The sequence below is a fragment of the Saccharothrix variisporea genome (genome assembly GCF_003634995.1).
In the GTDB taxonomy this organism is placed as follows: Bacteria; Actinomycetota; Actinomycetes; order Mycobacteriales; family Pseudonocardiaceae; genus Actinosynnema; species Actinosynnema variisporeum.
This window is the reverse complement of the sequence record NZ_RBXR01000001.1, coordinates 3268374-3294177: the sequence shown is the minus strand read 5'-3', so window position 1 is coordinate 3294177 and position 25804 is coordinate 3268374. Positions and strand designations below refer to the sequence as shown.

General features: G+C 71.0%; 29 protein-coding genes. 13 read left to right on the top strand and 16 right to left on the bottom strand.

Annotated elements, in window-relative coordinates; genetic code table 11:
* Positions 1 to 29: 29 nt before the first annotated feature.
* On the bottom strand, positions 30 to 1547 hold the full coding sequence (locus DFJ66_RS14445) for a PucR family transcriptional regulator (protein WP_121221619.1): 1518 nt from the start codon (positions 1545 to 1547) through the stop codon (positions 30 to 32).
* 91 nt (positions 1548 to 1638) lie between these two features.
* Here DFJ66_RS14445 and DFJ66_RS14440 point away from each other — a divergent pair, with 91 nt between their 5' ends.
* On the top strand, positions 1639 to 1953 hold the full coding sequence (locus tag DFJ66_RS14440; RefSeq protein WP_121221617.1) for a DUF3099 domain-containing protein: 315 nt from the start codon (positions 1639 to 1641) through the stop codon (positions 1951 to 1953).
* Positions 1954 to 2678: 725 nt separating this feature from the next.
* Here DFJ66_RS14440 and DFJ66_RS14435 read toward each other — a convergent pair.
* Together DFJ66_RS14435 and DFJ66_RS14430 are read right to left on the bottom strand one after the other, a co-directional pair.
* On the bottom strand, positions 2679 to 3557 hold the full coding sequence (locus DFJ66_RS14435; RefSeq protein ID WP_121221615.1) for a carbohydrate kinase family protein: 879 nt from the start codon (positions 3555 to 3557) through the stop codon (positions 2679 to 2681).
* Positions 3554 to 4459, bottom strand: a complete 906-nt coding sequence (locus tag DFJ66_RS14430) for a pseudouridine-5'-phosphate glycosidase (protein WP_121221613.1) — start codon at positions 4457 to 4459, stop codon at positions 3554 to 3556. The genes DFJ66_RS14435 and DFJ66_RS14430 overlap by 4 nt, the downstream gene beginning before the upstream one ends.
* Positions 4460 to 4490: 31 nt before the next feature.
* Between DFJ66_RS14430 and DFJ66_RS14425 the strand changes: the two genes are divergently transcribed.
* Positions 4491 to 4739 carry a DUF3039 domain-containing protein gene (locus DFJ66_RS14425; RefSeq protein ID WP_121221611.1) on the top strand — a complete coding sequence of 83 codons (249 nt, stop codon included), beginning with the start codon at positions 4491 to 4493 and terminating at the stop codon, positions 4737 to 4739.
* Between the two features lie 61 nt (positions 4740 to 4800).
* Here DFJ66_RS14425 and DFJ66_RS14420 read toward each other — a convergent pair whose 3' ends face one another.
* The 4 genes from DFJ66_RS14420 to DFJ66_RS14410 all read right to left on the bottom strand — a co-directional run bounded on the left by DFJ66_RS14420 (position 4801) and on the right by DFJ66_RS14410 (position 7436).
* Positions 4801 to 5298 carry a DUF5946 family protein gene (locus tag DFJ66_RS14420; RefSeq protein WP_121231167.1) on the bottom strand — a complete coding sequence of 166 codons (498 nt, stop codon included), beginning with the start codon at positions 5296 to 5298 and terminating at the stop codon, positions 4801 to 4803.
* Complete coding sequence (locus DFJ66_RS42155; protein WP_147459273.1) at positions 5295 to 5822, bottom strand: DUF5946 family protein; 528 nt, start codon at positions 5820 to 5822, stop codon at positions 5295 to 5297. Before DFJ66_RS42155 ends, DFJ66_RS14420 begins: the two co-directional genes overlap by 4 nt.
* Positions 5819 to 6277 (bottom strand): CGNR zinc finger domain-containing protein, encoded by a 459-nt coding sequence (locus tag DFJ66_RS14415; RefSeq protein WP_147459272.1) that lies wholly within the window; start codon positions 6275 to 6277, stop codon positions 5819 to 5821. The genes DFJ66_RS42155 and DFJ66_RS14415 overlap by 4 nt, the downstream gene beginning before the upstream one ends.
* Positions 6278 to 6344: 67 nt before the next feature.
* The gene (locus DFJ66_RS14410) at positions 6345 to 7436 is read right to left on the bottom strand and encodes a YihY/virulence factor BrkB family protein (protein ID WP_121221607.1); all 1092 of its coding nucleotides are present in this window, start codon (positions 7434 to 7436) and stop codon (positions 6345 to 6347) included.
* Positions 7437 to 7569: 133 nt separating this feature from the next.
* On the opposite strand from DFJ66_RS14410, the gene DFJ66_RS14405 reads away from it, so the two are divergent.
* The 5 genes from DFJ66_RS14405 (at position 7570) to DFJ66_RS14385 (ending at position 14207) form a co-directional block, all read left to right on the top strand.
* Complete coding sequence (locus tag DFJ66_RS14405; protein WP_211351166.1) at positions 7570 to 9288, top strand: DEAD/DEAH box helicase; 1719 nt, start codon at positions 7570 to 7572, stop codon at positions 9286 to 9288.
* 312 nt (positions 9289 to 9600) lie between these two features.
* Positions 9601 to 10737 carry a sugar ABC transporter substrate-binding protein gene (locus tag DFJ66_RS14400; RefSeq protein ID WP_211351164.1) on the top strand — a complete coding sequence of 379 codons (1137 nt, stop codon included), beginning with the start codon at positions 9601 to 9603 and terminating at the stop codon, positions 10735 to 10737.
* A 72-nt stretch (positions 10738 to 10809) separates the two neighbouring features.
* Complete coding sequence (locus DFJ66_RS14395; protein WP_121221603.1) at positions 10810 to 11583, top strand: ATP-binding cassette domain-containing protein; 774 nt, start codon at positions 10810 to 10812, stop codon at positions 11581 to 11583.
* A gap of 10 nt (positions 11584 to 11593) precedes the next feature.
* Complete coding sequence (locus DFJ66_RS14390; protein ID WP_121221601.1) at positions 11594 to 13033, top strand: sugar ABC transporter permease; 1440 nt, start codon at positions 11594 to 11596, stop codon at positions 13031 to 13033.
* A gap of 1 nt (position 13034) precedes the next feature.
* A complete protein-coding gene (locus DFJ66_RS14385; RefSeq protein WP_121221599.1) occupies positions 13035 to 14207 on the top strand; it encodes an ROK family transcriptional regulator in 1173 nt (390 codons plus the stop codon).
* Positions 14208 to 14297: 90 nt separating this feature from the next.
* On the opposite strand, the gene DFJ66_RS14380 is transcribed toward DFJ66_RS14385, so the two are convergent.
* From DFJ66_RS14380 to ppgK, 3 genes are all read right to left on the bottom strand, one after another.
* A complete protein-coding gene (locus DFJ66_RS14380; RefSeq protein ID WP_015800348.1) occupies positions 14298 to 14477 on the bottom strand; it encodes a DUF7455 domain-containing protein in 180 nt (59 codons plus the stop codon).
* 486 nt (positions 14478 to 14963) lie between these two features.
* The gene (locus DFJ66_RS14375; RefSeq protein WP_211351162.1) at positions 14964 to 16298 is read right to left on the bottom strand and encodes an RNA polymerase sigma factor; all 1335 of its coding nucleotides are present in this window, start codon (positions 16296 to 16298) and stop codon (positions 14964 to 14966) included.
* Between the two features lie 172 nt (positions 16299 to 16470).
* The gene (gene ppgK / locus DFJ66_RS14370) at positions 16471 to 17232 is read right to left on the bottom strand and encodes a polyphosphate--glucose phosphotransferase (RefSeq protein WP_121221597.1); all 762 of its coding nucleotides are present in this window, start codon (positions 17230 to 17232) and stop codon (positions 16471 to 16473) included.
* Between the two features lie 96 nt (positions 17233 to 17328).
* On the opposite strand from ppgK, the gene DFJ66_RS14365 reads away from it, so the two are divergent.
* On the top strand, positions 17329 to 18126 hold the full coding sequence (locus tag DFJ66_RS14365; RefSeq protein WP_121221595.1) for an inositol monophosphatase family protein: 798 nt from the start codon (positions 17329 to 17331) through the stop codon (positions 18124 to 18126).
* 40 nt (positions 18127 to 18166) lie between these two features.
* Here DFJ66_RS14365 and cei read toward each other — a convergent pair whose 3' ends face one another.
* Positions 18167 to 18904 carry an envelope integrity protein Cei gene (cei, locus tag DFJ66_RS14360; protein WP_121221593.1) on the bottom strand — a complete coding sequence of 246 codons (738 nt, stop codon included), beginning with the start codon at positions 18902 to 18904 and terminating at the stop codon, positions 18167 to 18169.
* A 431-nt stretch (positions 18905 to 19335) separates the two neighbouring features.
* Between cei and DFJ66_RS14355 the strand changes: the two genes are divergently transcribed.
* Positions 19336 to 19635, top strand: coding sequence for a DUF4193 domain-containing protein (locus DFJ66_RS14355; protein ID WP_121003693.1), 300 nt, complete (start codon positions 19336 to 19338; stop codon positions 19633 to 19635).
* A gap of 180 nt (positions 19636 to 19815) precedes the next feature.
* On the opposite strand, the gene DFJ66_RS14350 is transcribed toward DFJ66_RS14355, so the two are convergent.
* Complete coding sequence (locus DFJ66_RS14350) at positions 19816 to 20286, bottom strand: DUF3093 domain-containing protein (protein WP_170199397.1); 471 nt, start codon at positions 20284 to 20286, stop codon at positions 19816 to 19818.
* 24 nt (positions 20287 to 20310) lie between these two features.
* Between DFJ66_RS14350 and dut the strand changes: the two genes are divergently transcribed.
* On the top strand, positions 20311 to 20778 hold the full coding sequence (gene dut / locus DFJ66_RS14345; protein WP_121221589.1) for a dUTP diphosphatase: 468 nt from the start codon (positions 20311 to 20313) through the stop codon (positions 20776 to 20778).
* 7 nt (positions 20779 to 20785) lie between these two features.
* Positions 20786 to 21409: a DUF3710 domain-containing protein gene (locus DFJ66_RS14340; RefSeq protein WP_121221587.1), complete on the top strand. Its 624-nt coding sequence runs from the start codon at positions 20786 to 20788 to the stop codon at positions 21407 to 21409.
* 13 nt (positions 21410 to 21422) lie between these two features.
* Here DFJ66_RS14340 and DFJ66_RS14335 read toward each other — a convergent pair whose 3' ends face one another.
* Entirely contained in the window at positions 21423 to 22088 is a 666-nt protein-coding gene (locus DFJ66_RS14335; protein ID WP_121221585.1) for an alpha/beta fold hydrolase, read from the bottom strand.
* 108 nt (positions 22089 to 22196) lie between these two features.
* Between DFJ66_RS14335 and DFJ66_RS14330 the strand changes: the two genes are divergently transcribed.
* Both DFJ66_RS14330 and DFJ66_RS14325 read left to right on the top strand, forming a co-directional pair.
* On the top strand, positions 22197 to 22574 hold the full coding sequence (locus tag DFJ66_RS14330) for an OB-fold nucleic acid binding domain-containing protein (protein WP_121221583.1): 378 nt from the start codon (positions 22197 to 22199) through the stop codon (positions 22572 to 22574).
* On the top strand, positions 22571 to 23248 hold the full coding sequence (locus DFJ66_RS14325) for a DUF3159 domain-containing protein (RefSeq protein WP_121221580.1): 678 nt from the start codon (positions 22571 to 22573) through the stop codon (positions 23246 to 23248). The genes DFJ66_RS14330 and DFJ66_RS14325 overlap by 4 nt, the downstream gene beginning before the upstream one ends.
* A 14-nt stretch (positions 23249 to 23262) precedes the next feature.
* Here DFJ66_RS14325 and DFJ66_RS14320 read toward each other — a convergent pair whose 3' ends face one another.
* The 3 genes from DFJ66_RS14320 to DFJ66_RS14310 form a co-directional block, all read right to left on the bottom strand.
* On the bottom strand, positions 23263 to 23901 hold the full coding sequence (locus DFJ66_RS14320) for a LysE family translocator (protein ID WP_121221578.1): 639 nt from the start codon (positions 23899 to 23901) through the stop codon (positions 23263 to 23265).
* Between the two features lie 531 nt (positions 23902 to 24432).
* On the bottom strand, positions 24433 to 25089 hold the full coding sequence (locus DFJ66_RS14315; RefSeq protein ID WP_121221576.1) for a potassium channel family protein: 657 nt from the start codon (positions 25087 to 25089) through the stop codon (positions 24433 to 24435).
* 1 nt (position 25090) lies between these two features.
* Complete coding sequence (locus DFJ66_RS14310; RefSeq protein WP_397556368.1) at positions 25091 to 25795, bottom strand: potassium channel family protein; 705 nt, start codon at positions 25793 to 25795, stop codon at positions 25091 to 25093.
* Positions 25796 to 25804: the final 9 nt, after the last annotated feature.

Below are 25804 nucleotides of genomic sequence, written 5' to 3'. Positions count from 1 at the left end.
CCGAATAAAGCCGGGGAAATGGAGCGAATTCACCCCGGAAATGCGTGGTGCCCTCTCGCGTGGATGGCCAGCGCGATGGACATGGCGAGGCGTTGGTCCGGGTCCTCCAAAGGCAACGGGGTCACCTCGGCCATCTTCTGCATCCGGTACCGGAGCGTGTTCGGGTGCACCGAAAGCGTCCGCGCCGCCTCCCGCGCGTCACCCTGCGCCGCCAGCCACGCCCGGAGGGTGGCCGCGTAACGCGTCCCGTGCTGCTCGTCGTGCCGCACCAGTTCCGCCACCGGCCCACGGGACGGCAGCCGACCACCCGCGGCGGCAGCAGCCAACCGGCGAAGCAGCACCTGCGCCCACGACTGGTCGTAAACCACCGGTTCGCCGGACGACAAGGCCAGGCACTCGTCGGCCTCGTGCCGCGACGCCGGGAGCTGCGCCGCCTCGGCCCGCCCCCCGATACCCGCATCCACCACGACCTCGGCGGGCAGTTCCCGACGCAGCGACCGCACCCAGTCCACGGCAGCAGCCGGGTCGTCACCACACGGCAGCACGGTGTAGAGGACGTTGCCGAACAACGCACTACGCCCCGGCCGAGACCAGCCGAACCCCGCGGTGGCCCGCTCGAACGCCAACAGGGCCGCCCCGTGCTCCCCCTCGCCCGCGTGGGCTTGGACAGCGATCACCCGCAGATCCGTGCCCGGCAGCCCCAGCCGGGGCAGGTTCGCCCCACTGTCCAGCGCCCCGATCACCAGATCGGCCTCGGCCTGACGCTCCAGATCAGCCGACGCCCGCGCCCGCAGCAGGTGCAAGGCAGCCGTCCGAGCCCCATCCGCCAAGGCCGCATGCCGGGCCGGATCGACGTCCCGCTCCACCTCCACCCACACCGACCCCAGCAGCTCCCGCCCCGCCCGCACCGCCGCCACCAACCGACCACCCAACTGCTCGGTGAGCTTCGGCACGAACAACGGCTCGTCACTCCGAGCCAGGTGGGTGAACACGCCGTACTCGTCCAACGCCTGCCGGGCCTCCTCCGGCACCCGCCGCCCGAGGATCGTCTGCACCCGCACCTGGTCCACACCCTGCTGCCGGTACGAGTAGGCGAGCACACGCGACTGCTGGTCCTCGATGGTCACCGGCCCACCCACGACCGCAGCGATGGCGTCGGCCACCGCGAACAGGTCCCCGGACCCCTTCCGCTGACCACCCAGCACCAGCGTCTGGGCCACGTTGGCAAGCTGCCCCCACGGCACCGAGGGCTCCACCAACAACACCGCCGCCCCCGACCGCTTGGCCGCCGCAACCACCCGCTCGTCCAACGGCGGCCGACCATGCAAGACAACAGCCGCCGCACTGGTCGAACCGACCAACCGCGCAGCGGCAGCAGGAGACGGCACACCGAGACCAAGCAGAACGTCGTCAGGTGCGGCGGGGCTCGGCTCAGCCGGGTCGTGCAACGCCACGCCGCGCAGCTCGACATCCCGGCCACGTGGTGCGCAACTCAGGTGCGTGCCCAGGCTGCCGAGCACGTCCACCAGCCGATCAAGGGCCACCACGGTCGGATCGTACGGTCAGCTGGCGGAAGCGTGCTCGAATACACCACCCTGACGGTGTCGCACTGGCCGCCGGAGTGGGACGATGGAACACATGGTCGACCACGAGCGCGACAGCACCCCGGTGCTGATCACCGAAGCGGCGCCCTCCTACGAGGAGCAGCACGCCGCTCGCAAGCGCAAGTACGCGATCATGATGGGCGCCCGAATCCCGTGCCTGGCCCTGGCGATGGTCTTCTACCAGACGTGGTGGCTGGCGCTGCTGTTCCTCGTGCTCTCGGTCCCCTTGCCGTGGATGGCAGTCCTCATCGCCAACGACCGCCCCCCACGCAAGTCCGAGAAGGCGAACCGCTTCGTCAAGGAACACCGCGCCCTGGAAGCCCGAAACCACCAGGTCATCGACGGCTAGCACCAGCCCTTCTGCGAAGCAGGCAAGCGGCAGTCCACCCGCAGCCAGCCCTTCGGCGAAGCCGGCAAGCGGCAGTCCGCCTTGCCGAGTGGGCAGTCCGCCGGAGGGGACACAACCCAACTTGGGCTTCTTGCTTTTGTCATCTCCGTATGGCCTGCCCGAAGGGCTACCACAGATTTCCCCGGGTGCAGCCGAAAGTTTTTGCGAGGAACGAGCAAAAAGTTTTAGCGGCACCCGGGGAAATCTGTGGTAGGCTCCGCCAGGCCATACGGAGATGGCAAAAGCAAGAAGCCCCCGCCGTTGCAGTTGAGTCATCTTTGGTGGCCTGCCCGCCGGCGAGGCGCTTTTAATCTTTGAACCGGAACGCTCCGCTCTCAAGCCGAACGCGCTGCGCGCTCTCAAGATCAAAAGCGGCGCTCGCCGCGCGGCAGGCCGCCAGCGGGGGGTGAAGGGCGTCGGTTCCCCCGCCGTATGGCCTGGCGGAGCCAACCACATTTTCCAGGGGTTGCCGCTAAAACTTTTGCTCGTTCCTCGCAAAACTTTCGGCTGCAACCCCTGGAAAATGTGGTAGCCCTTCGGGCAGGCCATACGGCGGGGGAACCGAGGCCCTCCACCTGTGGTTGAGACCACCACACACAAAAGCCGCGCTGCGCGCGTCGAAAAGCGGAGAGCGCGCGCTGCGTGCGGAAAGCGGCTCAGCAGAAGCTCAAGACTTCGGCTTAGTGTCAGGCCCGAGTCCGCGCCACCGGCTGGGCGCCCACGTTCGACACCGCCGACGCCGCCGCCCGCACACCTCCCGCCAGGGACTCCTCCCGAGACCCTCCGCCCAGCCACGCCGCCAACAACCCGGCGTCGAAGGCGTCCCCCGCGCCCGTCGAGTCCACGCACTCCACGTCCAGCGCCGGCACCGACAGCACGCCCGCCCGGTCGACCCAGCTCGCGCCGCGCTCCCCGGCCGTCAGGGCGACCGCACCGACCACGTCCAGCAGGGACTTCGCGGACGCCGGCTCCGTCGACCCGGTGAGCGCGACCAGCTCCTCCGTGTTGGGCAGCAGCAGGTCCACGCCTGCGATGTCGTCCAGGAAGCCGTCGTAGATGAGCGCCGCCGACTGCGGGTCCACCGAGGTCGTGAGGCCGGCCTCGCGGGCCGCCCGCAGTGCCGCCACGCCTGCCGGGCGCGAGGACGCGTCCAGCAGCACGTAACCCGACAGGTGCAGGTGCCGCATCCCATCGAGCAGGCCCGGGTCGAGGTCGGTGGGGGAGAAGCGGGCGTTCGCGCCTCGGTCGGGCAGCATCGTGCGTTGCCCGGTGTCGTCCACCAGCACCACGACGCAGCAGGTCGCGGCCTCGGTGTCCACGGCGAACGCGCACCGCACGCCCGCCGCCGTCAACTCGGCGCGCACCTGTCGGCCGGCGGAGTCCGCGCCCACCCGGGCGACCAGCGTCGGTGTCGTGCCGCACGCCGCCAGCCACGCGGCGGTGTTCGCGCCCGCGCCACCCGGCTCGATGGTGACCTTGGCGCGCGAGTCGCCGCCGTGGACGATCGGGCCGGAGTGCCGGGCCACGACGTCCAGCCCGGCGTCCCCGACGACCACGATCGTCACTTCGCCAGCTCCACCGCGACCTCCGCGGCCAGGGCCGCGTTGGACAGCACCAGGGCCTCGTTGGCGTCCAGGCTCACCCCGCCGCTGGCGGTGTGGAAGTGCTCCAGCAGGGCAGGGGTGACGTCCTTGCCGTGCACGTCCCGGGTCTTCTCCAGGCCCTCGCGCAGCAGCCGGTCGTGCAGGTCGAGGTCCATCTCGAACTCGGCCGGGATGGGGTTGGCCAGCAGCACGCCGGACGTGCCGGGGACCTGCCCGAAGTGCGCCGCGACGACGGCCGCCGCCTGCGCCGGCTCGTCCACCCGCCAGGGCACGGTGTGACCGGACTCGCGTCGGTAGAAGGCGGGGAAGGAGTCGGTCCGGTAACCCAGCACGGGCACCGACCGGGTCTCCAGCAGCTCCAGCGTGGCCGCGATGTCCAGGATCGACTTCACGCCCGAGCACACGACCAGGATCGGCGTGGTCGCCAGCACGTCGAGGTCGGCGGACACGTCCCACGTCTCCCGCGCGCCCCGGTGCACGCCGCCCAGCCCGCCGGTGGCGAACACCCCCACCCCGGCCTGGCTCGCGATCGCGGAGGTGGAGGCCACGGTGGTCGCGCCGTGCCGGCCCAGCGCGTAGGCCGCGCCCAGGTCCCGCCGCGACAGCTTGACCAGGTCGTTGGCCGGGTCGCAGACGAAGTCCAGCTCCGCGTCGGTCAACCCGACCTTCGGCACCCCGCCCAGGACCGCGATCGTGGCGGGCACCGCGCCCGCCTTCCGCACGACGTCCTCCAGGCGTGCGGCGACCTCGCGGTTGCGGCCGGGCGGCAGGCCGTGGGACAGGATGGTGGATTCCAGGGCGACCACGGGCCGGTTCTCGGCCAGGGCGGTGCGGACCTCGTCGGTGATGCTCGGCGTACTCACGAGGGGCCATCCTCCCAGGTAAGCTGGGGACGTGAGCACGCAGACTCTGCCCGAGGTCGACGTCCGCCCGGAAGGCACCGACCACACCGGGGACGACACCCCGAAGATGTTCCACTACGTGCGCAAGAACAAGATCGCCGAGAGCGCGGTCATGGGCACGCACGTGGTGGCGCTGTGCGGCGAGGTCTTCCCGGTGACGCGGTCGCCGAAGCCGGGCTCCCCGGTGTGCCCGGAGTGCAAGAAGATCTTCGACGGCCTGCCCAAGGGCGGCGGCGAGTAAGTCGCACGGACCCCGGTGCCCCGACGCCTGCGACAGGCGCCGGGGCACAGTGCTGTCCAGGTCAGGCAGGTCCGAGGGCGTGGGTGTTCCAGGCGCGGATGGTGGCGTGGTGCGGTTCCCAGGCCCGCCACAGCTCCCGCGCCCACGCCCACACGAGCCGCTGGTGCTCGCTCGCGTCCGCGGCGGCCAGCACGTCCTCGACCGTGAGCAGGCCGTCCCGGCGGGGCGGCGCGAGCCAGTGGAAGTCCGGACGGTCGGCCACCATCTTCTTGTGCAGCTCGGGACCGCGCCGCGGGTCGACACCGTCCTCCACCGCCAGGCACAGCGTCATCAGGCACAACGCCGTCGTCTGCACCTCCCGCCGGCTCGTGCCGCCGGGGTGCTGGGCCACGTAGGCGTCCACGACGAGCTGGTGCACCGGCCGGTACTCCGCGATGCCGTACGAGCGGGCGAGCAGCTCGCCGTAACGGGCGAAGCAGGCGGCGGACGCGTCCCGCTCGGCCGGCGGGTCGGCGTCGACGTCCGGGAGGTCCAGCCCGCACCCCGGGCACGCCGTCATCGGAGGGCCTCCCGCGCCCACCCGCGCACCACGTCGTGCCGCGCGGACCAGGCGCTCCACACCGACTCGGCCCAGCGCTGGCCGACCGCGTCGAGGTCGGGGACGCCGTGGAGGGCGGGGAGGCCGTCGAGGGCGCTGCCGAGGTCGGCGACGGTCGTGGTGCCGAGCGTGGCGGGCGGGTCGAGGAGCGGCCAGTCGTCCAGGCCCAGGCGCGGCAGCACGACCCGGCTCAGCCGCCCCCGCAGTTGCGCCGCCCGAGGACCGGGAACGCTGTGCTCCAGCAGCAGGCACAAGGTGGTGAGGTGCACGGCGACCGACTGGCGCTGCCGCCGGTCGCGTTCCGCCCCGCCGGGGTGTTGGGCGGCGTAGCAGTCGACGTGGTACCAGCGCAGCTCCCGGTCGCCGGCGGCGGCCGACACCCGTCCGTACAGCTCCCAGCACCCCGGCGACGCCACCATGTAGGGGTGGGTCGGTCCGTCGACGTCGGGCACCCGGGCCGCGCAGCCGACGCAGGACACGGTCACGTCACGCACTCCGCTCCGTCCGCCGGGTGGTACCGGCAGGCCACTCGGTTGTTGGGGTTGGTCCAGTCGAGGAAGACCCGGTCGCAGTCGGCCCGGCCGCAACGCTTGACCCGGACGCCCCCGGACAGGTCGTTCAGCACGACCACCGCGCACACCGCGCCCAGCTCCCGGGTCGCGCCGGGCGACTCCAGGAACAGCCCCGGCCCCGCCGCCCCGAGCCGGACGCGGGGCCGCGGGGAGAGCCGGTGGAGGAGCAGGTCGATCGCCTCCACCACCGCCGCGTCGTCACCGGCACGATCCCGCACCTGCCGCCAGGCCGCACCCGCGACGCCGGTCTGGTAGCCGTTGAGGAAGGCCTCGGCGTCCAGCAGCGCGGACCGGAGCTGCCGGAACGGCCGCCGGCTGCGCAGCCAGTCGCCGACCGGGACCAGGTCGGCCGAGGACGATCGGGGCACGGCGCCGGACGCTACGGCCTCCAGCGACTGGAAGGTCAAGTTCGGCCGACTGGGAGGTCGAGTTCGGCTAGCGCTCGGCCGGCCGGCCACGCGCGGGGGAGCGGGCGGTGCCGTGGTTCTCCCCGCTCGGCGTTACGGCGTCGGCCTGCGAGCTGTCGTCGGCCTGCTGCCAGGCCTGCTTGCCCTCGTCGGACCTGATCCGCTCCGCCGCCCGTTCCAGCTCCAGCCGCCGCCAGCGCCGACGCTGCCGCCGGGTCATCTTCGCCGGCCACATCTCCTGGATGGCGCTGTTGAAGTACGCCCCGATGACGATCGCCAGCCCGATGAAGAACGCGAACAGCAGGAACGCGATCGGCGTCGCCAGCGCCCCGTAGGTGTACCCGGTCGTGGTGATCCACCGGATGTACAGCCGCAACCCGATCGACGACAGCAGGAACACCGCCATCGCCAGCACCGCCCCCGGCACCAGCCGGTGCCACGGCAGCTTGTTGGGCAGCGACACCTTGTACAGCGTGGCCAGCGCGAGCACCAGCAGCACCGCCACGCCCGGGTAGTAGAACGCGCTCAGCCAGAACTCGATGGTGTCCCGCCACCCGCTCGGGAAGATCCGCGGCAGCAGGTCCGGCCCCAGCGCCAGCACCGGCAGCCCGACGATCAGCAGCACCAGGCTCACCATGTACAGCAGCAGCGCGAAGATCCGCTGCCACACCTCGTTGCGCACCCCGTACTGGTCGTGCGCGGCGGTGATGGCGTCCACGAAGGACGACATCGCCGACGAGCCCGCCCACAGCGAGATGAGGAAGCCCACCGACACGATCTCGCCCTTGCCGATGGTCAGGATCTGGTCGACCGTGGGCGCGATCACGCCGTTGACGACGTCCTGGCTGAAGATCGTCCGGCAGGTCGAGATGATCCGGTCCTTGACCGCGCTGACCACCTCGGGGCCCAGCCAGTCGCCGAGGTAGCCCATCGAGCCCAGCAGGCCCAGCAGCAGCGGCGGGAAGGACAGGGTCTGCCAGAACGCGGCCTCGGCGGCCTCGGAGAAGATGCTCCCCTCCCACGCCTTGGACAGCGTGCGCGCCAACAACCGCAGTGGCCCCTGCCGGGACCTGCTGCGTGCCGTCTCGTCGGTCGGCGAACCCATCGCAAGGTCCAGCATGGTGCATCGCGGGTGATTTCGCGGCATCGGAGCCGTGGTGTCGCGCGGCGGGCAGGTAGGCTGTCGGTGCCCTCGACGGTCACCAGCCCGAGGGCATTCGCATGTTCACCGTGGCATCAGGAGGGGTTCGAGGTTGTCGCTACCGCAAGTCGCAACGACCCGCCCGCTCCGCGCCTGGCAGCGGCGTGCGCTGACCAAGTACCTCGCGGCCAAGCCGAAGGACTTCCTCGCGGTCGCGACGCCCGGCGCCGGCAAGACCACGTTCGGCCTGCGCGTGGCGGCCGAGCTGCTGGCCGACCGGACCGTCGAGGCGGTGACGATCGTCGCGCCGACCGAGCACCTCAAGCACCAGTGGGCGCAGGCGGCGGCGGCCGTGGGCATCGCGATCGACTCGAACTTCCGCAACACCAACGCGGTGACCTCCCGGGACTACCACGGCGTGGCCGTCACGTACGCGCAGGTCGCCGCGCACCCGACGCTGCACCGGGTGCGCACGGAGAACCGCAAGACCCTGGTCCTGCTGGACGAGGTGCACCACGGCGGCGACGCGAAGTCGTGGGGTGACGCGATCCGCGAGGCGTTCACGCCCGCGACCCGCCGGCTGTGCCTGACCGGTACCCCGTTCCGCTCGGACGACTCGCCGATCCCGTTCATCAGCTACGAGCCCGGCCCGGACGGGGTGCAGCGCAGCAAGTCCGACCACTCGTACGGGTACGCCGACGCGCTCAAGGACGGCGTCGTCCGCCCGGTGATCTTCCTCGCCTACTCGGGCGAGGCGAGCTGGCGGACCAGCGCGGGCGAGGAGTTCTCCGCCCGGCTGGGCGAGCCGCTGACCCAGGAGCAGACCGCGCGGGCGTGGCGGGTGGCGCTGGACCCGACCGGCGAGTGGATGCCGTCGGTGCTGAAGGCGGCCGACGTGCGCCTGACGCAGCTGCGCGAGGGCGGCATGCCCGACGCCGGCGGCCTGGTGATCGCGACCGACCAGACCGTGGCCAAGGCCTACGCCGAGATCCTCAAGCGGACCACTGGCCACGACGCCACCCTGGTGCTGTCCGACGACCCGAAGGCGTCGGGCCGGATCGCGGAGTTCTCCGAGTCGACCGAGCGCTGGATGATCGCGGTCCGGATGGTGTCCGAGGGCGTGGACGTGCCGCGCCTGGCGGTCGGCGTCTACGCGACCAGCGCGTCCACCCCGTTGTTCTTCGCGCAGGCCATCGGCCGGTTCGTGCGCGCGCGGGCGAAGGGCGAGACGGCGAGCGTGTTCCTGCCCAGCGTGCCCGTGCTGCTGGGGCTGGCCAGCGAGCTGGAGCAGCAGCGCGACCACGTGCTGGGCAAGCCGCACCGGGAGAAGGACGGCTGGGACGACGAGCTGCTGTCCCAGGCCAACCAGGTGCAGGACGAGCCGGGCGAGGAGGAGCGGGCGTACACGGCGCTGGGCGCGTCGGCCGAGCTGGACCAGGTCATCTACGACGGGTCGTCGTTCGGCACGGCGGCGTTCGCGGGCAGCGAGGAGGAGCAGGAGTACCTGGGCCTGCCCGGCTTGCTGGAGCCCGACCAGGTGCGCGCCCTGCTGCGCCAGCGCCAGGAGAAGCAACTGGTCGAGGCCAGCCGCAAGGCCGCCAACGCCCCGGCCGCCCCCGCTCCGGCCCCTGCGCGCCCGGCGAGCGTGCAGGAACGCCTGGCGGCGCTGCGCAAGGAGCTGAACACCCTGGTGGCCATGCACCACCACCGCACGAAGAAGCCGCACGGCAAGATCCACAACCAGCTCCGCGAGTACTGCGGCGGCCCGCCCACGGCGATGGCGTCGATCGAACAGCTGGAAGAGCGGATCGCGACCCTGCGTTCTTGGTAGCCGGCGCCCCCGAAGCGCCGCCGCAGCACGTCCGCAACCCCTCCCGAACGCCCCTCGCCCGGCATGTCCGCGCTCTCACGCGCCCTCGTCCGGCTGTGAGGTTCGGAGGGGGTCGCAACAAACCCCCCGTAACGCGTCAGATGACCGGTCGTAGCGGATTGCTGCGTTCGGAGTAGTCAGATGTCCGTTCGGTTACCTCGTCGTTAGCTCATCGTGCCTACTTTATCGGTCAAGTGTGCTTCCGGTCACGGGGGGTCGCGGCATACGTTGTGCGCCACAACATTTTCCCGCGTAGCTCTGAAAGGGATGCGGATGCGCAGCAAGAGCCTCGCCCTCATCGCCGTCGGCACTGGCCTCGCCGTTGCCATGTCGGCGTGTGGCGCCAACACGTCCGGCGGTGGCAGCACCACCACGGGCTCCAACACTGACAGCGGCTCGGGCGGCGTGAAGGTCGGCGTCATCCTCCCCGAGACCGCCAGCTCCGCCCGCTGGGAGGGCTTCGACAAGCCGCTCCTGGACAAGGCCCTCAAGGCCGAAGGCCTGTCGCCCGACATCCAGAACGCCCAGGGCGACGTCCAGAAGTTCTCCACCCTGGCCGACGGCATGATCAACGCCGGCGTCAAGGTGCTGATCATCGCCACCCCGAACAGCGAGGTCGGCGCGGCCGTCGCCAAGAAGGCCGAGGCCCAGGGCATCGCGGTCATCGACTACGACCGCCTCAACCTCGGTGGCACCTCGAAGTACTACGTCTCCTTCGACAACGTGAAGGTCGGCGAGCTGCAGGGCCAGGGCTTCGTCGAGGGCATGGGCAAGCTCGCCGCGGGCAAGAAGCCGGCCGAGGTCATCGAGATCGAGGGCGCCCCGACCGACAACAACGCGACCCTGTTCGCCGAGGGCCAGCACAAGGTCCTCAAGCCCAAGTACGACTCCGGCGACTTCAAGCTCGTCCAGTCGCAGGCCATCGAGAACTGGGACAACCAGAAGGGTGGCACCACCTTCGAGCAGATCCTGACCGGCAACGGCCAGAAGGTGGACGGCGTCGTCGCCGCCAACGACGGCCTCGCCGGCGCGGTGATCACCGTGCTGAAGAAGTACGGCCTCAACGGCAAGGTCCCGGTCACCGGCCAGGACGCCACCCCGGAGGGCCTCCAGGCCATCCTGCGCGGCGACCAGTACATGACCGTGTTCAAGCCGATCGCCGACGAGGCCCAGGCCGCCGCCAAGCTGGCCGCCGCGCTGGCCAAGGGCGACACCGCCGCCGCCGACAAGATCGCCACCGGCAAGACCAAGGACACCAAGGGCAACCGCGACGTCGCCTCGGTCCTGCTGACCCCGCTGCTGATCACCAAGGACAAGGTGAAGACCGTCGTGGACGCGGGCTTCGTCAAGGCCTCGGAGATCTGCGTCGCCGACACCCAGGCCGCCTGCACCGAGCTGGGCATCAAGTAAGTCAGCGCTCGCCGCTGCGGGGTGTGGCCACCACACCCCGCAGCGGCGCGCTCCAACCCAGGAGACTCCAAGGTGACTGAGCCCATCCTCGAACTGCGCGGCATCAACAAGACCTTCGGTCCCGTGCACGTCCTGCACGACATCGACTTCACCGTCCAGCCCGGTGAGGTGACCGCGCTGGTCGGCGACAACGGCGCGGGCAAGTCGACGCTGGTCAAGTGCATCGCGGGCATCCACCCGATCGACTCCGGCGAGGTGTACTTCGAGGGGCAGCAGGTCAACATCCACGGCCCGCGCGACGCCGCCCACCTCGGCATCGAGGTCGTCTACCAGGACCTCGCGCTGTGCGACAACCTCGACATCGTCCAGAACATGTTCCTCGGCCGGGAACGCGGCAAGGCGGGTCTGCTGGACGAGGCCGACATGGAGCAGGCCGCCCGCAAGACCCTGACCTCGCTGAGCGTCCGCACGGTCAAGTCCGTGCGCACCCAGGTCGCCTCGCTGTCCGGCGGCCAGCGGCAGACCGTCGCCATCGCCAAGGCCGTGCTGTGGAACAGCAAGGTCGTGCTGCTGGACGAGCCGACCGCCGCCCTCGGCGTCGCGCAGACCCGGCAGGTGCTCGACCTCGTGCGCAGGCTCGCCGAACAGGGCCTCGGCGTCGTCCTGATCAGCCACAACATGAACGACGTCTTCGAGGTCGCGGACCGCATCGCGTGCCTGTACCTCGGCCGCATGGCCGCCGAGGTGCTCACCAAGGACGTCACCCACGGCCAGGTCGTGGAGCTGATCACCGCGGGTCGTTCCGGCGACCTCGGCATCGCCCGCCCCGAATCCGCCACCATCTGAGGACCCCGGCATGACCAACACCACCAGCGAGACGTCGTCCCAGGACACCCCGCCCCCGACCCAGGGCGCGATCTCGGACTTCGGCATCGACACCACGTCCCGCTCCACCGGCGAGGCCGTGCGCGACTACGCGGCCCGGCTGCGCGGCGGCGAGCTGGGCCCGCTGCCCGCCCTCCTCGGCCTGCTCGTGCTGCTGATCGTGTTCAGCTCGCTCGCCGACACCTTCTTCACCCTGGGCAACATCGCCAACCTGCTCGCGCAGGGCGCCAGCATCACGATCATCGCGATGGGCCTGGTGTTCGTGCTGCTGCTGGGCGAGATCGACCTGTCCGCGGGCACCGCGTCCGGGGTGTGCGCGTCGGTCATGGCGCTGCACCTGAACAAGGGCGGCAACCTGCTCGGCGGCATGGGCGACACCGTCTTCTACATCTTCTGCGGCCTGCTGGTGCTCGGCGCCGTGCTCGCCGTGCTCATGCGCATCTGGGCGGGCGCGGCGATGTCGTTGATCGCGCTCGTCATCGCCCTGATCGGCGTGCCGGCCAACCCGTGGGTGGAGATGCTGCTCGCGATCTGCGTCGGCACCGCCATCGGCTGCATCACCGGCTACCTGGTCGCCAAGGTCGGCATCCCGTCGTTCGTCGTGACGCTGGCGTTGTTCCTGTCCTGGAACGGTGTCGTGCTCCAGCTCATCGGCCAGGGTGGCGTGCTGGGCCTGAACAACGATGTGCTGTTCAACGTCGCCAACGGCAACCTGTCCACCGCCGGGTCGTGGGCGCTCTTCGCCGTCGCGGTCGGCGGTTATGCTGCGGTCGTGCTCAGCAGGCATTTCTCCAGGCTGCGCAAGGGCTTGGTCGCTCCCCCCACCCCGTTGGTGCTGACGAAGGTCGGCGCCGTCGTGGTGCTCGGCGCGCTGGGCACCTACCTGCTGACCCTCAACCGGTCCCAGTCGTCGCTCGTCGTGATCAAGGGCGTGCCGTACGTGGTGCCGATCGTGCTGGTGCTGCTGGTGATCGGCACGTTCGTCCTGGAGCGCACCCGGTACGGCCGGCACGTCTACGCGGTGGGCGGCAACAAGGAAGCCGCGAACCGCGCCGGCATCAACGTGGCCCAGATCCGGATGAGCGTGTTCGTGATCTGCTCCTCGGCCGCCGCGATCGGCGCGATCGTGTACTCCTCCAAGGTCGGCTCGGTCGACCCGAACGCCGGTGGCGGCAACACGCTGCTGCTGTCGGTCGGCGCGGCCGTGATCGGTGGCACCTCGCTGTTCGGCGGCAAGGGCCGGATGCGGGACGCGGTGATCGGCGCGGCCGTGATCGCGACCATCGCCAACGGCATGGGCCTGCTCAAGCAGCCCGCCGCCGTCGTGTTCATCGTGACCGGCCTGGTGCTCCTGCTGGCCGCCAGCGTCGACGCGCTGTCCCGTCGCCGGGCGGCGGTGGCCACGCGCTGACGTGACCACACCCACCGCCGGTGCCCGGCCCGACGAGGTCCGCAGGCACAACCGCACCGCGCTGTTGCGCAAGCTGCACGTGGACGGACCGTCCACCAGGGCGTCGCTCGCGGCCGAGCTCGGGCTCAACCGCAGCACGATCAAGGCCCTGGTGGACGGGCTCGCCGAGTCCGGTGTGGTGGCCGAACGCCTGCCCGCCCAGCGCTCCGGCGCGGGCCGACCGTCACTGCTGGTGCTGCCGCAACCGCACGCCGCGGTCGTGATGGCCATCGACGTCCGCGTCGAGCAGGTGGCGATGGCGCTCGTCGGCCTGGGCGGCGACATCCTCGGCCGGCACTCGTGGAACCTGCACCACAAGTCCCGCGACCCCGGCGAGGTCATCACGCACATCGCCGACACGGCCAAGCTGCTGGCCGACGAGCTGGACGTGGCGCCGGTCGGCGTGGGCGTGTCGGTGCCGGGCGTGGTGCGGCGGGCGGACGGTCTGGTGCACGAGGCCCCGAACCTGCACTGGACGGACGTGTCGCTGGGCGCGCGGCTGTCGGCGGTGCTGAAGGTGCCCGTCCAGGTCGGCAACGACGCCGAGCTGGGGGCACTGGCCGAACACGTGCGCGGTGCGGCCCGGGGTTCGTCGGACATGGTCTACATCTCCGCCGACGTGGGTGTCGGCGGAGGCGTGATCTCGTCCGGGATGCCGTTGCGCGGCACCGGCGGGTACGTCGGCGAGCTGGGGCACATGGTCGTGCGCCCTGGCGGCCGGCGGTGCTACTGCGGCTGCCAGGGGTGCTGGGAGACCGAGGTGGGGGAGGCGGCCCTGTGCCGCGCGCTGGCCCTGCCCGAGGACGCGCCACGCGGGGCCGTGGTGGCGGAGCTGCGGTCGCTGGCGGCGTCCCCCGAGGCCGTGACGCACCGCTTGGGGGAGTTCACCGAGTGGTTGGCGATGGGGCTGATCACGGTGGTCAACATGCTGGGGCCGGAGCTCGTCGTGCTGGGCGACCTGTTCACCGCGCTGCCCGACCAGGTCGTGGACGAGGTGCGCAGCGTCGTGCAGACGCGCTCCCTGGTGAGCCGTGCCGTGGGCGGCACCCGCATCGTGTCGTCGCCGTTGGGCCGGGACGCGAAGCTGCTGGGTGCGGCCGAGCTGGCGTTCGAACCGGTCCTGACCGAGGTGTAGTTCCCTCGTCGGAAAATGCAGGGGGGCGGAGACCCATCGGATCTCCGCCCCGGACGGCTAGGGTGCTCCAGGCCGTGTGGCCTGGCGGTTTCAGCCCTGCTGCAGTTCAGCAGCGAGTTCGCGCAGCTTCGTGCTGTGCTCGCGGGCGTGGTGCCCGCAGAACAGCAGCTCGCCCCCGGACGGGAGCACGGCGCGCACCTGGGCAGCAGCCCCGCAGCGGTCGCAGCGGTCGGCAGCGGTCAAAGCGGGGCGGGTGAGCGTGGTAGTCATGGAAATCTCCCTCCGTCCCGGCACCGTGGTTCGGTGCCCTCACACCTAGCTGCGACCACTCCGCATCTGGCGGGTGCGTCGTGTTCGCTGCTTCCACTCTTGCAGACGCACGGGCGTAAGTCAGTGTTCCCGGGGCCGTGGCGACCCGCGTCACTCATCATTTACCCGGCGCCACAGTCGTTCGAACCACGAACTTCCACCGGTTCGCCACAGGAACCGCTCACGTTCCGCTGTCGTGCCAACGCTTTCGGACCTGCGAATACGGCATCAGCCGCACGGTCGTTGCTCCGAACGGTGGGCAAGGAATGCTCCTTACTGTGACGGGTAACACTTTGGTCAGCCCAGAGCGAACACGCCCCGCGATTCCACCATGCGGACGCATGCCGTCCAGTTCACCGGCCCGTCAACCGGTCCTCGTTCGCTGTCGGCACAACGCAAAACGCCGGTGACCCCGCGGGGCCACCGGCGTTCGCCGACCGTGGTCGCTCAGTCCAGGTAGTCGCGCAGGACCTGGGAGCGGGACGGGTGGCGGAGCTTCGACATCGTCTTCGACTCGATCTGGCGGATGCGCTCGCGCGTCACCCCGTAGACCTGGCCGATCTCGTCCAGCGTCCGCGGCTGCCCGTCCGTGAGGCCGAAGCGCAGCCGGACCACGCCCGCCTCGCGCTCGGACAGGGTCGCCAGCACGGACTGGAGCTGGTCCTGCAGCAGCGTGAACGACACCGCGTCCACGGCCACCACGGCCTCCGAGTCCTCGATGAAGTCACCGAGCTGGCTGTCGCCCTCGTCGCCGATCGTCTGGTCCAACGAGATGGGCTCCCGGGCGTACTGCTGGATCTCCAGCACCTTCTCCGGGGTGATGTCCATCTCCTTGGCCAGCTCCTCCGGCGTGGGCTCGCGGCCCAGGTCCTGGAGCAGCTCGCGCTGGATGCGGCCGAGCTTGTTGATGACCTCGACCATGTGCACCGGGATGCGGATGGTGCGGGCCTGGTCGGCCATCGCGCGGGTGATGGCCTGGCGGATCCACCACGTCGCGTACGTCGAGAACTTGTAGCCCTTGGTGTAGTCGAACTTCTCGACCGCGCGGATCAGACCCAGGTTGCCCTCCTGGATCAGGTCGAGGAACGCCATGCCGCGGCCGGTGTAGCGCTTGGCCAGCGACACCACCAGGCGGAGGTTGGCCTCCAGCAGGTGGTTCTTGGCGCGTTCGCCGTCCCGCACGATCCACCGCAGGTCGCGGCGCAGCTGCGGGGTGAGCTTCTCGTTCTCCTCCTCGGCGCGGCGGACCCGCTCGGCGGCGTAGAGGCCGGCCTCGATGCGCTTGGCGAGCTCGACCTCCTCCTCCGCGTTGAGCAGGGCGACCTTGCCGATCTGCTTGAGGTAGGCGCGGACGGAGTCGGCCGACGCGGTGAGCTCCGCGTCCTTGCGGGCCTGCCGCAGGGCCTCGGACTCCTCCTCGTCCCAGACGAAGTCGCCCTCGCCGGGCTTGGCCTCTTCCTCGGCCGGCTCGTCCTCGACGGGCTCGTCGATCAGTTCGACGTCGTCGACCAGGTCCTCGTCGCCCGGCAGGGCTTCGAGGTCTTCGGGCTCGTCGCCCTCGCCGGGCTTCTTGGCCTTCGCCGGCGCGGCGGCACCGGCCTTGGCGGCCGTCTTGCGCGGCGCCCGCGTGGCCGTCTTGCCCGCCGCGGCGGTCTTCGCCGCCGGCTTCTTGGCCGGGGCCTTCCTCGCCGAGGTGGCCTTGGGCGTCTCCTCGGCGTCAGCCTTAGCTGCCTGAGTCGTCTTCGCGGCTGCCACGTACGCCCTTTCGCGACTGTCGATCAAGGCAAACCGAAGGGCGCGAACCTCGGTCGCCGGAGTACGGGGGAGAGCCCGCCGGATGTTCGTCGGCGGGGCACCGTTCCATTGTAACGACGAGAATCGCGAGCGGATGCGCATCACCCGCATCGGATGCGCATCGACCCGCGTTTCCGCAGCTAGAACGACCGCGATTGGTTCAGTGTCGAAGACCCTGCGTGGCGGCGACAGCCGCGCCGACGATGCCCGCGTCGTTCTTCAGCGCCGCCGCCACGACCGGGGTGCGCACCTCCAGCAGCGGCAGCCACTTGTCCGCCTTCTTGCTGACCCCGCCGCCCGCGATGACCAGGTCCGGCCAGATGAGGTCCTCGAGCACGTTGAGGTACCGCGACACCCGCGGCGCCCACTCCGCCCAGCTCAGGCCCTTGTCCTCCTTCACCGAGGCGGCGGCGCGCTTCTCCGCGTCGTGCCCGTCGACCTCCAGGTGGCCGAACTCGGTGTTGGGGATGAGCTCGCCGTCGACGAACAGGGCGCTGCCGATGCCGGTGCCGAACGTCAGCAGCACGACCAGCCCGTCCTTGCCCACGCCGGACCCGAAGCGCATCTCGGCGATGCCGGCCGCGTCGGCGTCGTTGAGCACGACGACGGACTCCTTCGGCCTGCCGAGGCGGTGGGCGAACAGCTCGGCCGCGTCGGTGCCGATCCACGCCTTGTCCACGTTCGCGGCGGTGTGCGCGACACCCCGCTTGACGACGCACGGAAGGGTGACACCCACGGGGCCGTCCCAGCCGAACTTCTCGACGATCTCGGCGACCACGTCGGCGACCGCGTCGGGCGTCGACGGCTGCGGCGTCACGATGCGCAGGCGCTCACCGTCCAGCGCCCCCGCCTCCAGGTCCACCAGGCCGCCCTTGATGCCCGAACCGCCGATGTCCACGCCGAACCCGCGGGTCATGCCCATCCCCGTGGCCCTTCCTACTCGATTCAGTAACCGTGGCCGCAGACCTTAGCCTGGACTTCCCCGATAGTCCCGTGAGAGTGACGCAGGAGGAACACCTTGCCTTTGGATCCGCGCACATTGGTCGACGTCGCGGTGCTGGTGGGACGCGAGGCCGGTGACCTCGTGCAGTCGATGCGGGCCTCGGCCGTGTCCGATTTCGACACCAAGAGCACGATCACCGACGTGGTCACGGCCGCCGACCGGGCCTCCGAGCAGCTCGTGCGCCGGCGGCTGGCGGAGCTGCGCCCCGGCGAGCCGGTGGTCGGCGAGGAGGAGGGCGGCGACGAGGTCGAGGGCCTGACGTGGGTCGTGGACCCGATCGACGGCACCGTCAACTACCTCTACGGCATCCCCCACTACTCGGTGTCCATCGCGGCGCAGGTCGACGGGGTGTCCGTGGCGGCGGCCGTGGTCGAGCCCGCGAGCGGGCGGGTGTGGACGGCGTGGCAGGGCGGCGGGGCGTACCTGGACGGGCGGCGGCTGGCCGTGTCGGAGCAGACCCGGCTGGACCTGACGCTGCTGGGCTACGGGTTCGCCTACCGGGCCGACCGGCGCAAGCGGCAGGCGGAGACGTGGGCCGGGATGGCGACGGTCGTCCGGGACATGCGGCGGGCCGGCGCGGCGTCGCTGGACCTGTGCGCGGTGGCGGCGGGCCGACTGGACGCCTACGCCGAGCACACCCTGGGCCGCTGGGACTGGGCCGGCGGCGCGCTGGTCGCGCGCGAGGCGGGCGCGGTGGTGTACCTGCCGGGTGAAGCTCCGGAGCTGGGCGCGGACGCCACGTTCGCCGCCGCGCCGGGCATCGCGGACGCCCTGTTCGCGGCCCTGGTCGAGCACGGCTTCAGCAAGGTCTGAGGGGTTCGCCGGACATCGCCCGTGCGGGGGAGGCCCGGCCTCAGCAGTGGACGTCGCGCGCGCCCTTGAGGTGGTCGGGGTTCAGCGACGGCGGCGTGATCTCGGCGACCTGCCCGCCCTGCCGGTCCGGGTTCTGCTCGGCCCACGTGGTGAGCGCGTCGATCACCCGCCGGGCGTCCTGGTTCGGCTTGACCTCGGTGAACTTCTTGCCGATCGCCACGTCCACGGTCGCGTCCTGGCGCTGGTCCTGCACCAGTTCCAGGCACGGCACGATCAGGCTGATGGTCCGGGCCGCGCCCGCGCCCGGCGCGCCGAAGCGGATCTGACCCCGGCACGTCATGTCCTGCGCGGGGTAGAGCGGGTCGTTGCCCGGCTCCGCCGCCTGCTGCAGGCCCAGTTCGGTCAGGGTCGTCGCCACGAACCGCGCCTGGTTGCGCTGGGTGCTGGCGTTGACCACCCGGAACTGGACGTCGCTGACCGGCACCGGGTCGGTGCGGTCCAGGGCGTCGTGCGACAGCACCGTGCCCAGCACCGGCGTGGGCTGCGGCTCGGGCGCCGGCTGGGCGCCGCCACCCGGGACCGGAGCCGGCACCGACGACGAAGGCGCGCTGCCCGGCGCGTTGCACTTGATGGCCGCGTCGACGTCGCCCGCCTCGGACAACACGCGGTTCCACACCACCACGGCGGTGACCGCCAGCACCAGGAACAGCACGATGGCGGGCCACGGCCGCCGCCTCCGGTACCGCGACGACCCGCTGCTCCCCGACCCGGGTCCCACGTCCGCCGACCTCCCCTGGCGTAGTGCTGTTGGTGATCAGGCTATTCCGCCCCGCCGCGATCCGCGTCCCGGGCTCCCGCGTAGCGGGCCGCAATCACCCGGTAGCGGACGGTCAACGACGCTCGGGGCATCGCAGCACGGCCTCCGACGGGTGGGCAAGACCCGCTCCCAGCGTATCGGGCCTGGCAGCGAAGGGCCTCTCACCCGTCTGCTCAATTAGGGGGAACCCGCTGCACGCACACCCGATCAATGAGCTACCCTCTCGGCGCTCCGCGCGCTCCCGGACAGCCTGATGCGTCGACGTACAGGGGGTTGGCGCCCGGCCGCGCGGGCGAGACCTCCGTCACTGGGGACGGAGGGCACAAACAGGGGCGCTGGTGCGTTTACCAGCGACACGAACAGTCTCCGTAGACCGCAGGGGTGAAAAGACAATGGCGACCGACTACGACGCTCCGCGTCGCAGCGAGGCGGACGAACTCGCTGAGGACTCCCTGGAGGAGTTGAAGGCGCGGCGCAACGAGACGCAGTCCGGGGTCGTCGACATCGACGAGGACGCGTCCGCCGAGAACTTCGAGCTGCCGGGCGCCGACCTGTCCGGTGAGGAGCTGACCTTCAAGGTGCTGCCCAAGCAGGCCGACGAGTTCACCTGCTCGAAGTGCTTCCTGGTGCACCACCGCAGCCGGCTGGCCGAGGAAGTCAACGGCCAGTACATCTGCCGCGACTGCGCCTGACAGCCGCCCGACCCGCCGCGACTGGCGCCTGACCAGCGTGGACACCAGCACCACAGACCCGTTCCTGGGCGCTCACCCCCACCGCCGGGGTGGCGCCCAGACGCGTTTCCGATCTTGAACGCGAGCACCGCTCGTGTTTTCGTCAGGGTCCTTCAGGACCTCGTGTTTCGTCAGGGCCCTTTAGGACTTCGCCGCGGTCAGCGCGGCCACCAGCTTCTCCGGCGACCGGACGCTGAACAGCCAGTACGGCGTCGGGTCGGCCGGGTCCTCCAGCGCCACCTTGACCGCCGGACCGACCCACCCGCGGTGCGCGACGAACGCCGCCGGGTCCAGGTTCGGCCCCATCGCCTTGCGCTTGGTCTTCGCGTCGAACACCTCGACCTCGCCGAGCAGGTCCACCGGCACGTGCGCGTCACCGACCCGCAGCTCGCCGCCCGAGACCTCGACCTTGAGCGAGCCCATCCGCCACAGCAGCAGCACGGCCAGCGGCACGGTCACGACATACGGCAGCCACGACCGCACGCCCGGGAACCCCATGTGGATCTCGGCGGCCAGCAGCACCGCCGCGGCCAGCGGCAGCGGCCAACCCCACCAGGGCACGAACAGGCGCTCCCGGAAGGCGATCGGGGCGGTCACAGCACTCTCGCTCACGCCACCAGGGTAGTCTCGCGCGCCGTGCCCAGCGTCGAGGTCCTGCTGTCCCGGCTCGATCCCTCCGTGCCGCTCCCGTCGTACGCCAGACCCGGCGACGCGGGCGCCGACCTCGTGACGACCACCGACGTGGTGATCGAACCGGGGGAGCGGGCCGTGGTCGGCACCGGCATCGCGATCGCGCTGCCCGAGGGGTACGCGGGGTTCGTGCACCCGCGCAGCGGCCTGGCGGCCCGGGTGGGGCTCAGCGTGGTCAACACACCCGGCACGATCGACGCGGGCTACCGGGGCGAGATCAAGGTCTGCCTGGTCAACCACGACCTGCGGGAGCCGGTGCGGCTCGCGCGCGGCGACCGGATCGCCCAGCTGGTGGTGCAGAAGGTGGAACACGCCGTGTTCCGCGAGGTCGACCAGCTGCCCGACTCGGCGCGGGGCGCGGGCGGCTACGGCTCTACTGGCGGGCACGAGGTGCTCGCCCGGACGGAGGGGTGAGGGCGAGATGTTCGGAAAGCGCCGCAAGCGCGGTAGGCACTCCGCGAACCGGGGGACGGCGCCCGAGGTCGAGGTCGACCTCGAGATCCCGGAGGTCGGCCCGTACGACTCCGCGCACGCCCCCGAGGACGGTCTGAACCGGCTGGACCTGGGCTCGGTCCTGGTGCCCGTGCCCGACGGCGCGCAGCTGCAGGTCGAGATGGACCAGGCGGGCGCGGTGCGCGCGGTGCACCTGCTCACCCCGGTCGGCCAGCTCACCATCAGCGCGTTCGCCGCGCCGAAGACGGACAAGCTGTGGCCGGAGATCGGCGCGGAGCTGATCACCCAGCTCAAGGGCGACGGGTTCCGCATCAACCGCGAGAACGGCCAGTGGGGCGAGGAGATCACCGCCCGCAACAACGAGGTGTACCTGCGCTTCGTCGGCGTGGACGGCCCGCGCTGGATGCTGCGCGGCGTGGCGGCGGCCCCGTCGGAGCAGCAGGCCGAGCAGGCGGGGTACGCGCTGTACGAGCTCATCAAGCACACCGTGGTGGTGCGCGGGGAGCAGCCGATGCCGGTGCGGACCCCGCTGCCGATCGAGCTGCCCGAGGCCATCGCCCGGCACATCGCGGCCCAGCAGCAACAGGGCTAGGCGCTCACCGGGATCACGCGTTCAGCAGAGCGTCGAGGGCGGCGCGGCCCAGGGCTTCCCGGTCCGCGCCCATCTCGGCGAGCGTCGTCGTGCGCAGGGCTGCTCTGGGCAATGCCGACACCCACCTTCGGGCTACCTCGAACGGGTGGACTGGGTCGTCGGTGCACGCGGCCACCCCGACCGGCACGTCCAGCCGCCGCAGTTCCTCGACCGTGGGCGCTTCCGACCCGGCGGCTTCCCGAAGCACGTCCGGCAACGCCGAGCCGTACCGGGGCCATGCCCTGCGCAATTCGGCCCCGACCCACCCGTCGACATCGCCGACCGCCGCGTGCAGTCCTTCACGTTCAACAGTCGTCGCGCTCACCGAGGCCGCCAGCGCCGCCGGCGCACCGTCCGACCGCCCGGTCCACGCCGGCAGTGCCGCCAACACCCCCGCACACCGGGTCGGGTTGCGCACGGCCCACCGCGCCGCGATGTGAGCACCCAGCGACACACCCCCAACGACCAGCGGATTTCCGTCGTACGCGGCGTCCAGGGCGGCGAAGTGCTCGTCGACCGACCGCGACTCGGGCGCGACGAGCGCGAGGCCGGCGGCGGCCAGTGGCCGGGCGAACACGGAGCGCACGAACACCTCGTCGGAGGCGGTGCCGGGCAGCACGACGGCGGTGGGGGAAGTCATGGGGTGAACATCCTCCCCCAGTCGGATACCCGGTCGGGTGTACCCGGTTACCCTGGCCTCGTACGGGCCTCACAGTCGAGGTCCAACTACAGCACCCAGGAGTCGGGGATGACTGGAACTGGGGGCGGCTACTGGCGCCGCCTCGTGCGTCGGCTGACCACCGACGTGAGCGAGCTGGACGCCGACGACCTCTCGCGAAAAGCCGTGGAGGTCGGCGCCGTCCGGGCGTGCGACTGCAAGTCCGGCGAGGAGGTGACCGTGCTGGGCCGCCTGCGGACCGTGGAGCTGTGCCCGCGCGACGCCGCCGCGACGCTGGAGGCGGAGCTGTACGACGGCACCGAGGGCGTGACCCTGGTGTGGCTCGGCAGGCGGCGGATCGCCGGCATCGAGCCGGGGCGCACCATCAAGGCCCGGGGCCGCATCGCCGTCCGTGACGGTCGCAAGGTGCTCTACAACCCCTACTACGAGTTGCAGACCGCTTCATGACGTCAACCGAATCAGAGAAGCAGCCGACCCTTCTGGAGCAGATGGGCGGGGTCAGCGGCCTGCTGTTCTCGTCCCTGCCGGTGGTGGTCTTCGTCCTGGTGAACGCCTTCGCGGGGTTGATGCCCGCGATCTGGAGCGCACTGGGTTCGGCCGTGGTCATCGGCATCGTGCTCGCCATGCGGAAGGGCAGCGTCCAACCGGCCGTGTCCGCGGTGTTCGGCGTCGGCATCGCCGCCTTCATCGCCTACCGGACCGGTGACGCCAAGGGCTTCTTCCTGTTCGGCATCTGGCAGAGCCTGGTCTACGCGGGTGGTTTCCTGCTGTCCATCGCGGTCCGCTGGCCGCTGGCCGGCGTGATCTGGAGCTTCCTCAACGGCCAGGGCACGGCGTGGCGCAAGGACCGGGCGTCGGTCCGGGACTACGACATCGCCACGCTCGTGTGGGCCCTGGTGTTCGGGTCGCGGTTCGTGGTGCAGCGCTGGCTGTACGACGAGGCGTCCGTGGGGTGGCTGGCGGCGGCGAAGCTGGCGATGGGCTACCCGTTGATGGCCGTGGCCCTGGTGGCGACCGTGTGGGCCGTGCGGCGGTCGGACAAGCGCCTCAAGGCCGCCCAGGCGGCCGAGGAAGCCGAGGACGAGGCCGCGGAGGAGCGGCTGCGCTCCCAGTACGAGTAGCTGGTCCCTGCGCGTTAGTCCTTGCGTCCGGTGACGGCCACGGTGACCCCGAGTCCGATCATGGCCAACCCGCCGGTGCCGCCGACGAGCGAGAGCCGCTTCGGCGACCGCGCGAACCAGTCCCGCGCGGTCGCCGCGGCCAGGCCCCACACGCTGTCCGAGACGACGGCGATCACGTTGAACAGCAGCCCCAGCAGGAGCATCTGCCCGACGACGTGCCCCAGTTCCCGATCGACGAACTGCGGCAGCACGGCCGCGAAGAACACGATCGTCTTGGGGTTGGCGACCCCCACCGCGAACCCCTCCCACAGGGTCCGCCACACCCCACGCGCACTGCCGGCGGCGTCGAACGAGGCCACCATGTCCTTGCGCCCGCGGAACGCCTTCACGCCGAGGTAGACCAGGTAGGCGGCCCCGACGAGCTTGAGCACGGTGAACACCACCACCGACCGCTCGACGACCGTGCCGATGCCGAGTGCCACGGCCACCACCAGCGCGTACGCGCCGAGCGTGTTGCCCAGGACGGTCGTGATCGCGGCGCGTTTGCCCTGCGCGAGCGCCCTGCCCACGACGAAGAGCACGCTGGGGCCGGGGATGATGATCAGCAGGAACGACATCGCCGCGAAGGCGAGCAACCGGTCGGTGGACACCATGCGGGGATGCTAAGCGCCCACCGGCCGGTTCCCCCACGGACTTTTGAAAGCCGCGGACTTTTGAGAAGCCACGGACTTTTGAGAAGCCACGGACTTTTGAAAAGCGGCGCTCGCCGCGCGGCAGGCCCCCGGGGGGTGGAAGGGCGTCGGTTTCTTTCCCCCGTACGGCCTGCCGGAGGCAACCACCCTTGGCCCGTTTGTGCAACCGGTGAAGCTGGTTGCACAAACGGGCCAAGCGCGGTTGGGCTGCGCCCAGGCCGTACGGGGGAAAGAAACCGAGGCCCTTCCCGTGGCTGGCAGCACGGCGAAACGCAATTCGCCCTTCGGGCGTGCGCCGGCGGCGCGGCAGGTTTGGTGGGGGGTGGTGTGGGCTTGCGGCTCGGGTTGGGACCGGCGGGCTGTTGTTGTTGGCGCGCAGGGTGGTGCACTGCGGGGGCGGTGCCGTGGGTGTAGCGGGGCACCGGGTGGTGGTGCCCCGCCGGTGGTGTGGTCCGGTGGTCCGGTGGTGTGGTCCGGTGCGGTGGTGTGGAGTCAGTAGCCGAGTGCGGAGCGGATTTCGCGTTCTACGTCAGCCGCTGCCACGAACAGGAGCTCGTCGCCGCCTTCCAGGGTGTCGTCCGGGGTCGGCACGATGACTCGTCCGCCGCGCAGGATGGTCACGAGGGCCGCGTCTCGGGGTAGGGCCAGGGCGTTCACCGGGGAGCCCGCCAGGGGCGTGTCACCCGGCAGGGTGATCTCCACCAGGTTCGCCTGGCCCTGGCGGAGGGTGAGCAGGCGGACGACGTCCCCGACGGTCACGGCCTCCTCGACCAGTGCCGACAGGATGCGAGGGGTCGAGACGGCGACGTCCACGCCCCACGACTCGGTGAACAGCCATTCGTTGCTCGGGTCGTTCACGCGGGCCACTACCCGGCGCACGGCGAACTCCGTCTTGGCCAGCAGCGAGACGACCAGGTTGACCTTGTCGTCACCGGTCGCGGCGATGACGACGTCGCACAGCTGCATCCCCGCGTCTTCCAGCGAGGACAGCTCGCACGCGTCCGCCTGCACCCATTCGGCCTGTTCCACGGTGTGCGGCTCGAAGTGGGCGCGGTCTCGTTCGATGAGCATCACCTGGTGGCCGTCCGCCACCAGTTCCGCCGCGATGGACCGGCCCACGGCTCCCGCCCCAGCGATCGCGATCCGCACGTCAGGCCTCCTCGGGGGCGTGGGCCGCCGCGGCGGCCACGTCGGTCACCGTGCCGGACAGCGCGGCCACGTAGACCACGTCGTCGGCCTGCAGCACCGTCTTCGAATCGGGCAGCACGCCGGTCCCGAAGCGCATGATGAACGCCACTCGGCAGCCCGTCGCCTCCTGGAACTCGCGCACCGAGTGCCCGACCCAGCCCTCGTCGAGCTCCAGCGGCAGGACGGCCACGGAACCGGACGGGTCGCGCCACGCCGTCGCCGCGCCCTCGGGGAGCAGCATCCGCAGGAAGCGGTCCGTGGTCCACGGCACGGTGGCCACGGTCGGGATGCCCAGCCGCTCGTAGACCGCGGCCCGCTTCTCGTCGTAGATGCGGGCCACGACCGAGTCCACGCCGAAGGTCTCCCGCGCCACCCGGGCCGAGATGATGTTCGAGTTGTCGCCGCTGGACACCGCCGCGAACGCGCCCGCCCGTTCGATGCCCGCCTCGATGAGCACCTTCTGGTCGAACCCGTTCCCGACGACCTGCTGACCGTGGAAGTCCGCACCCAGCCGCCGGAAGGACTGGGGGTCCTTGTCGATCACCGCGACCTGGTGGTCCAGGCGTTCCAGGGCCTTGGCCAGGGAGGATCCCACCCGGCCGCACCCCATGATCACCACGTGCACGTAAGCCTCCTGAACGACGCCTGGGGAGAACCTACCGACGATTACTCCGAC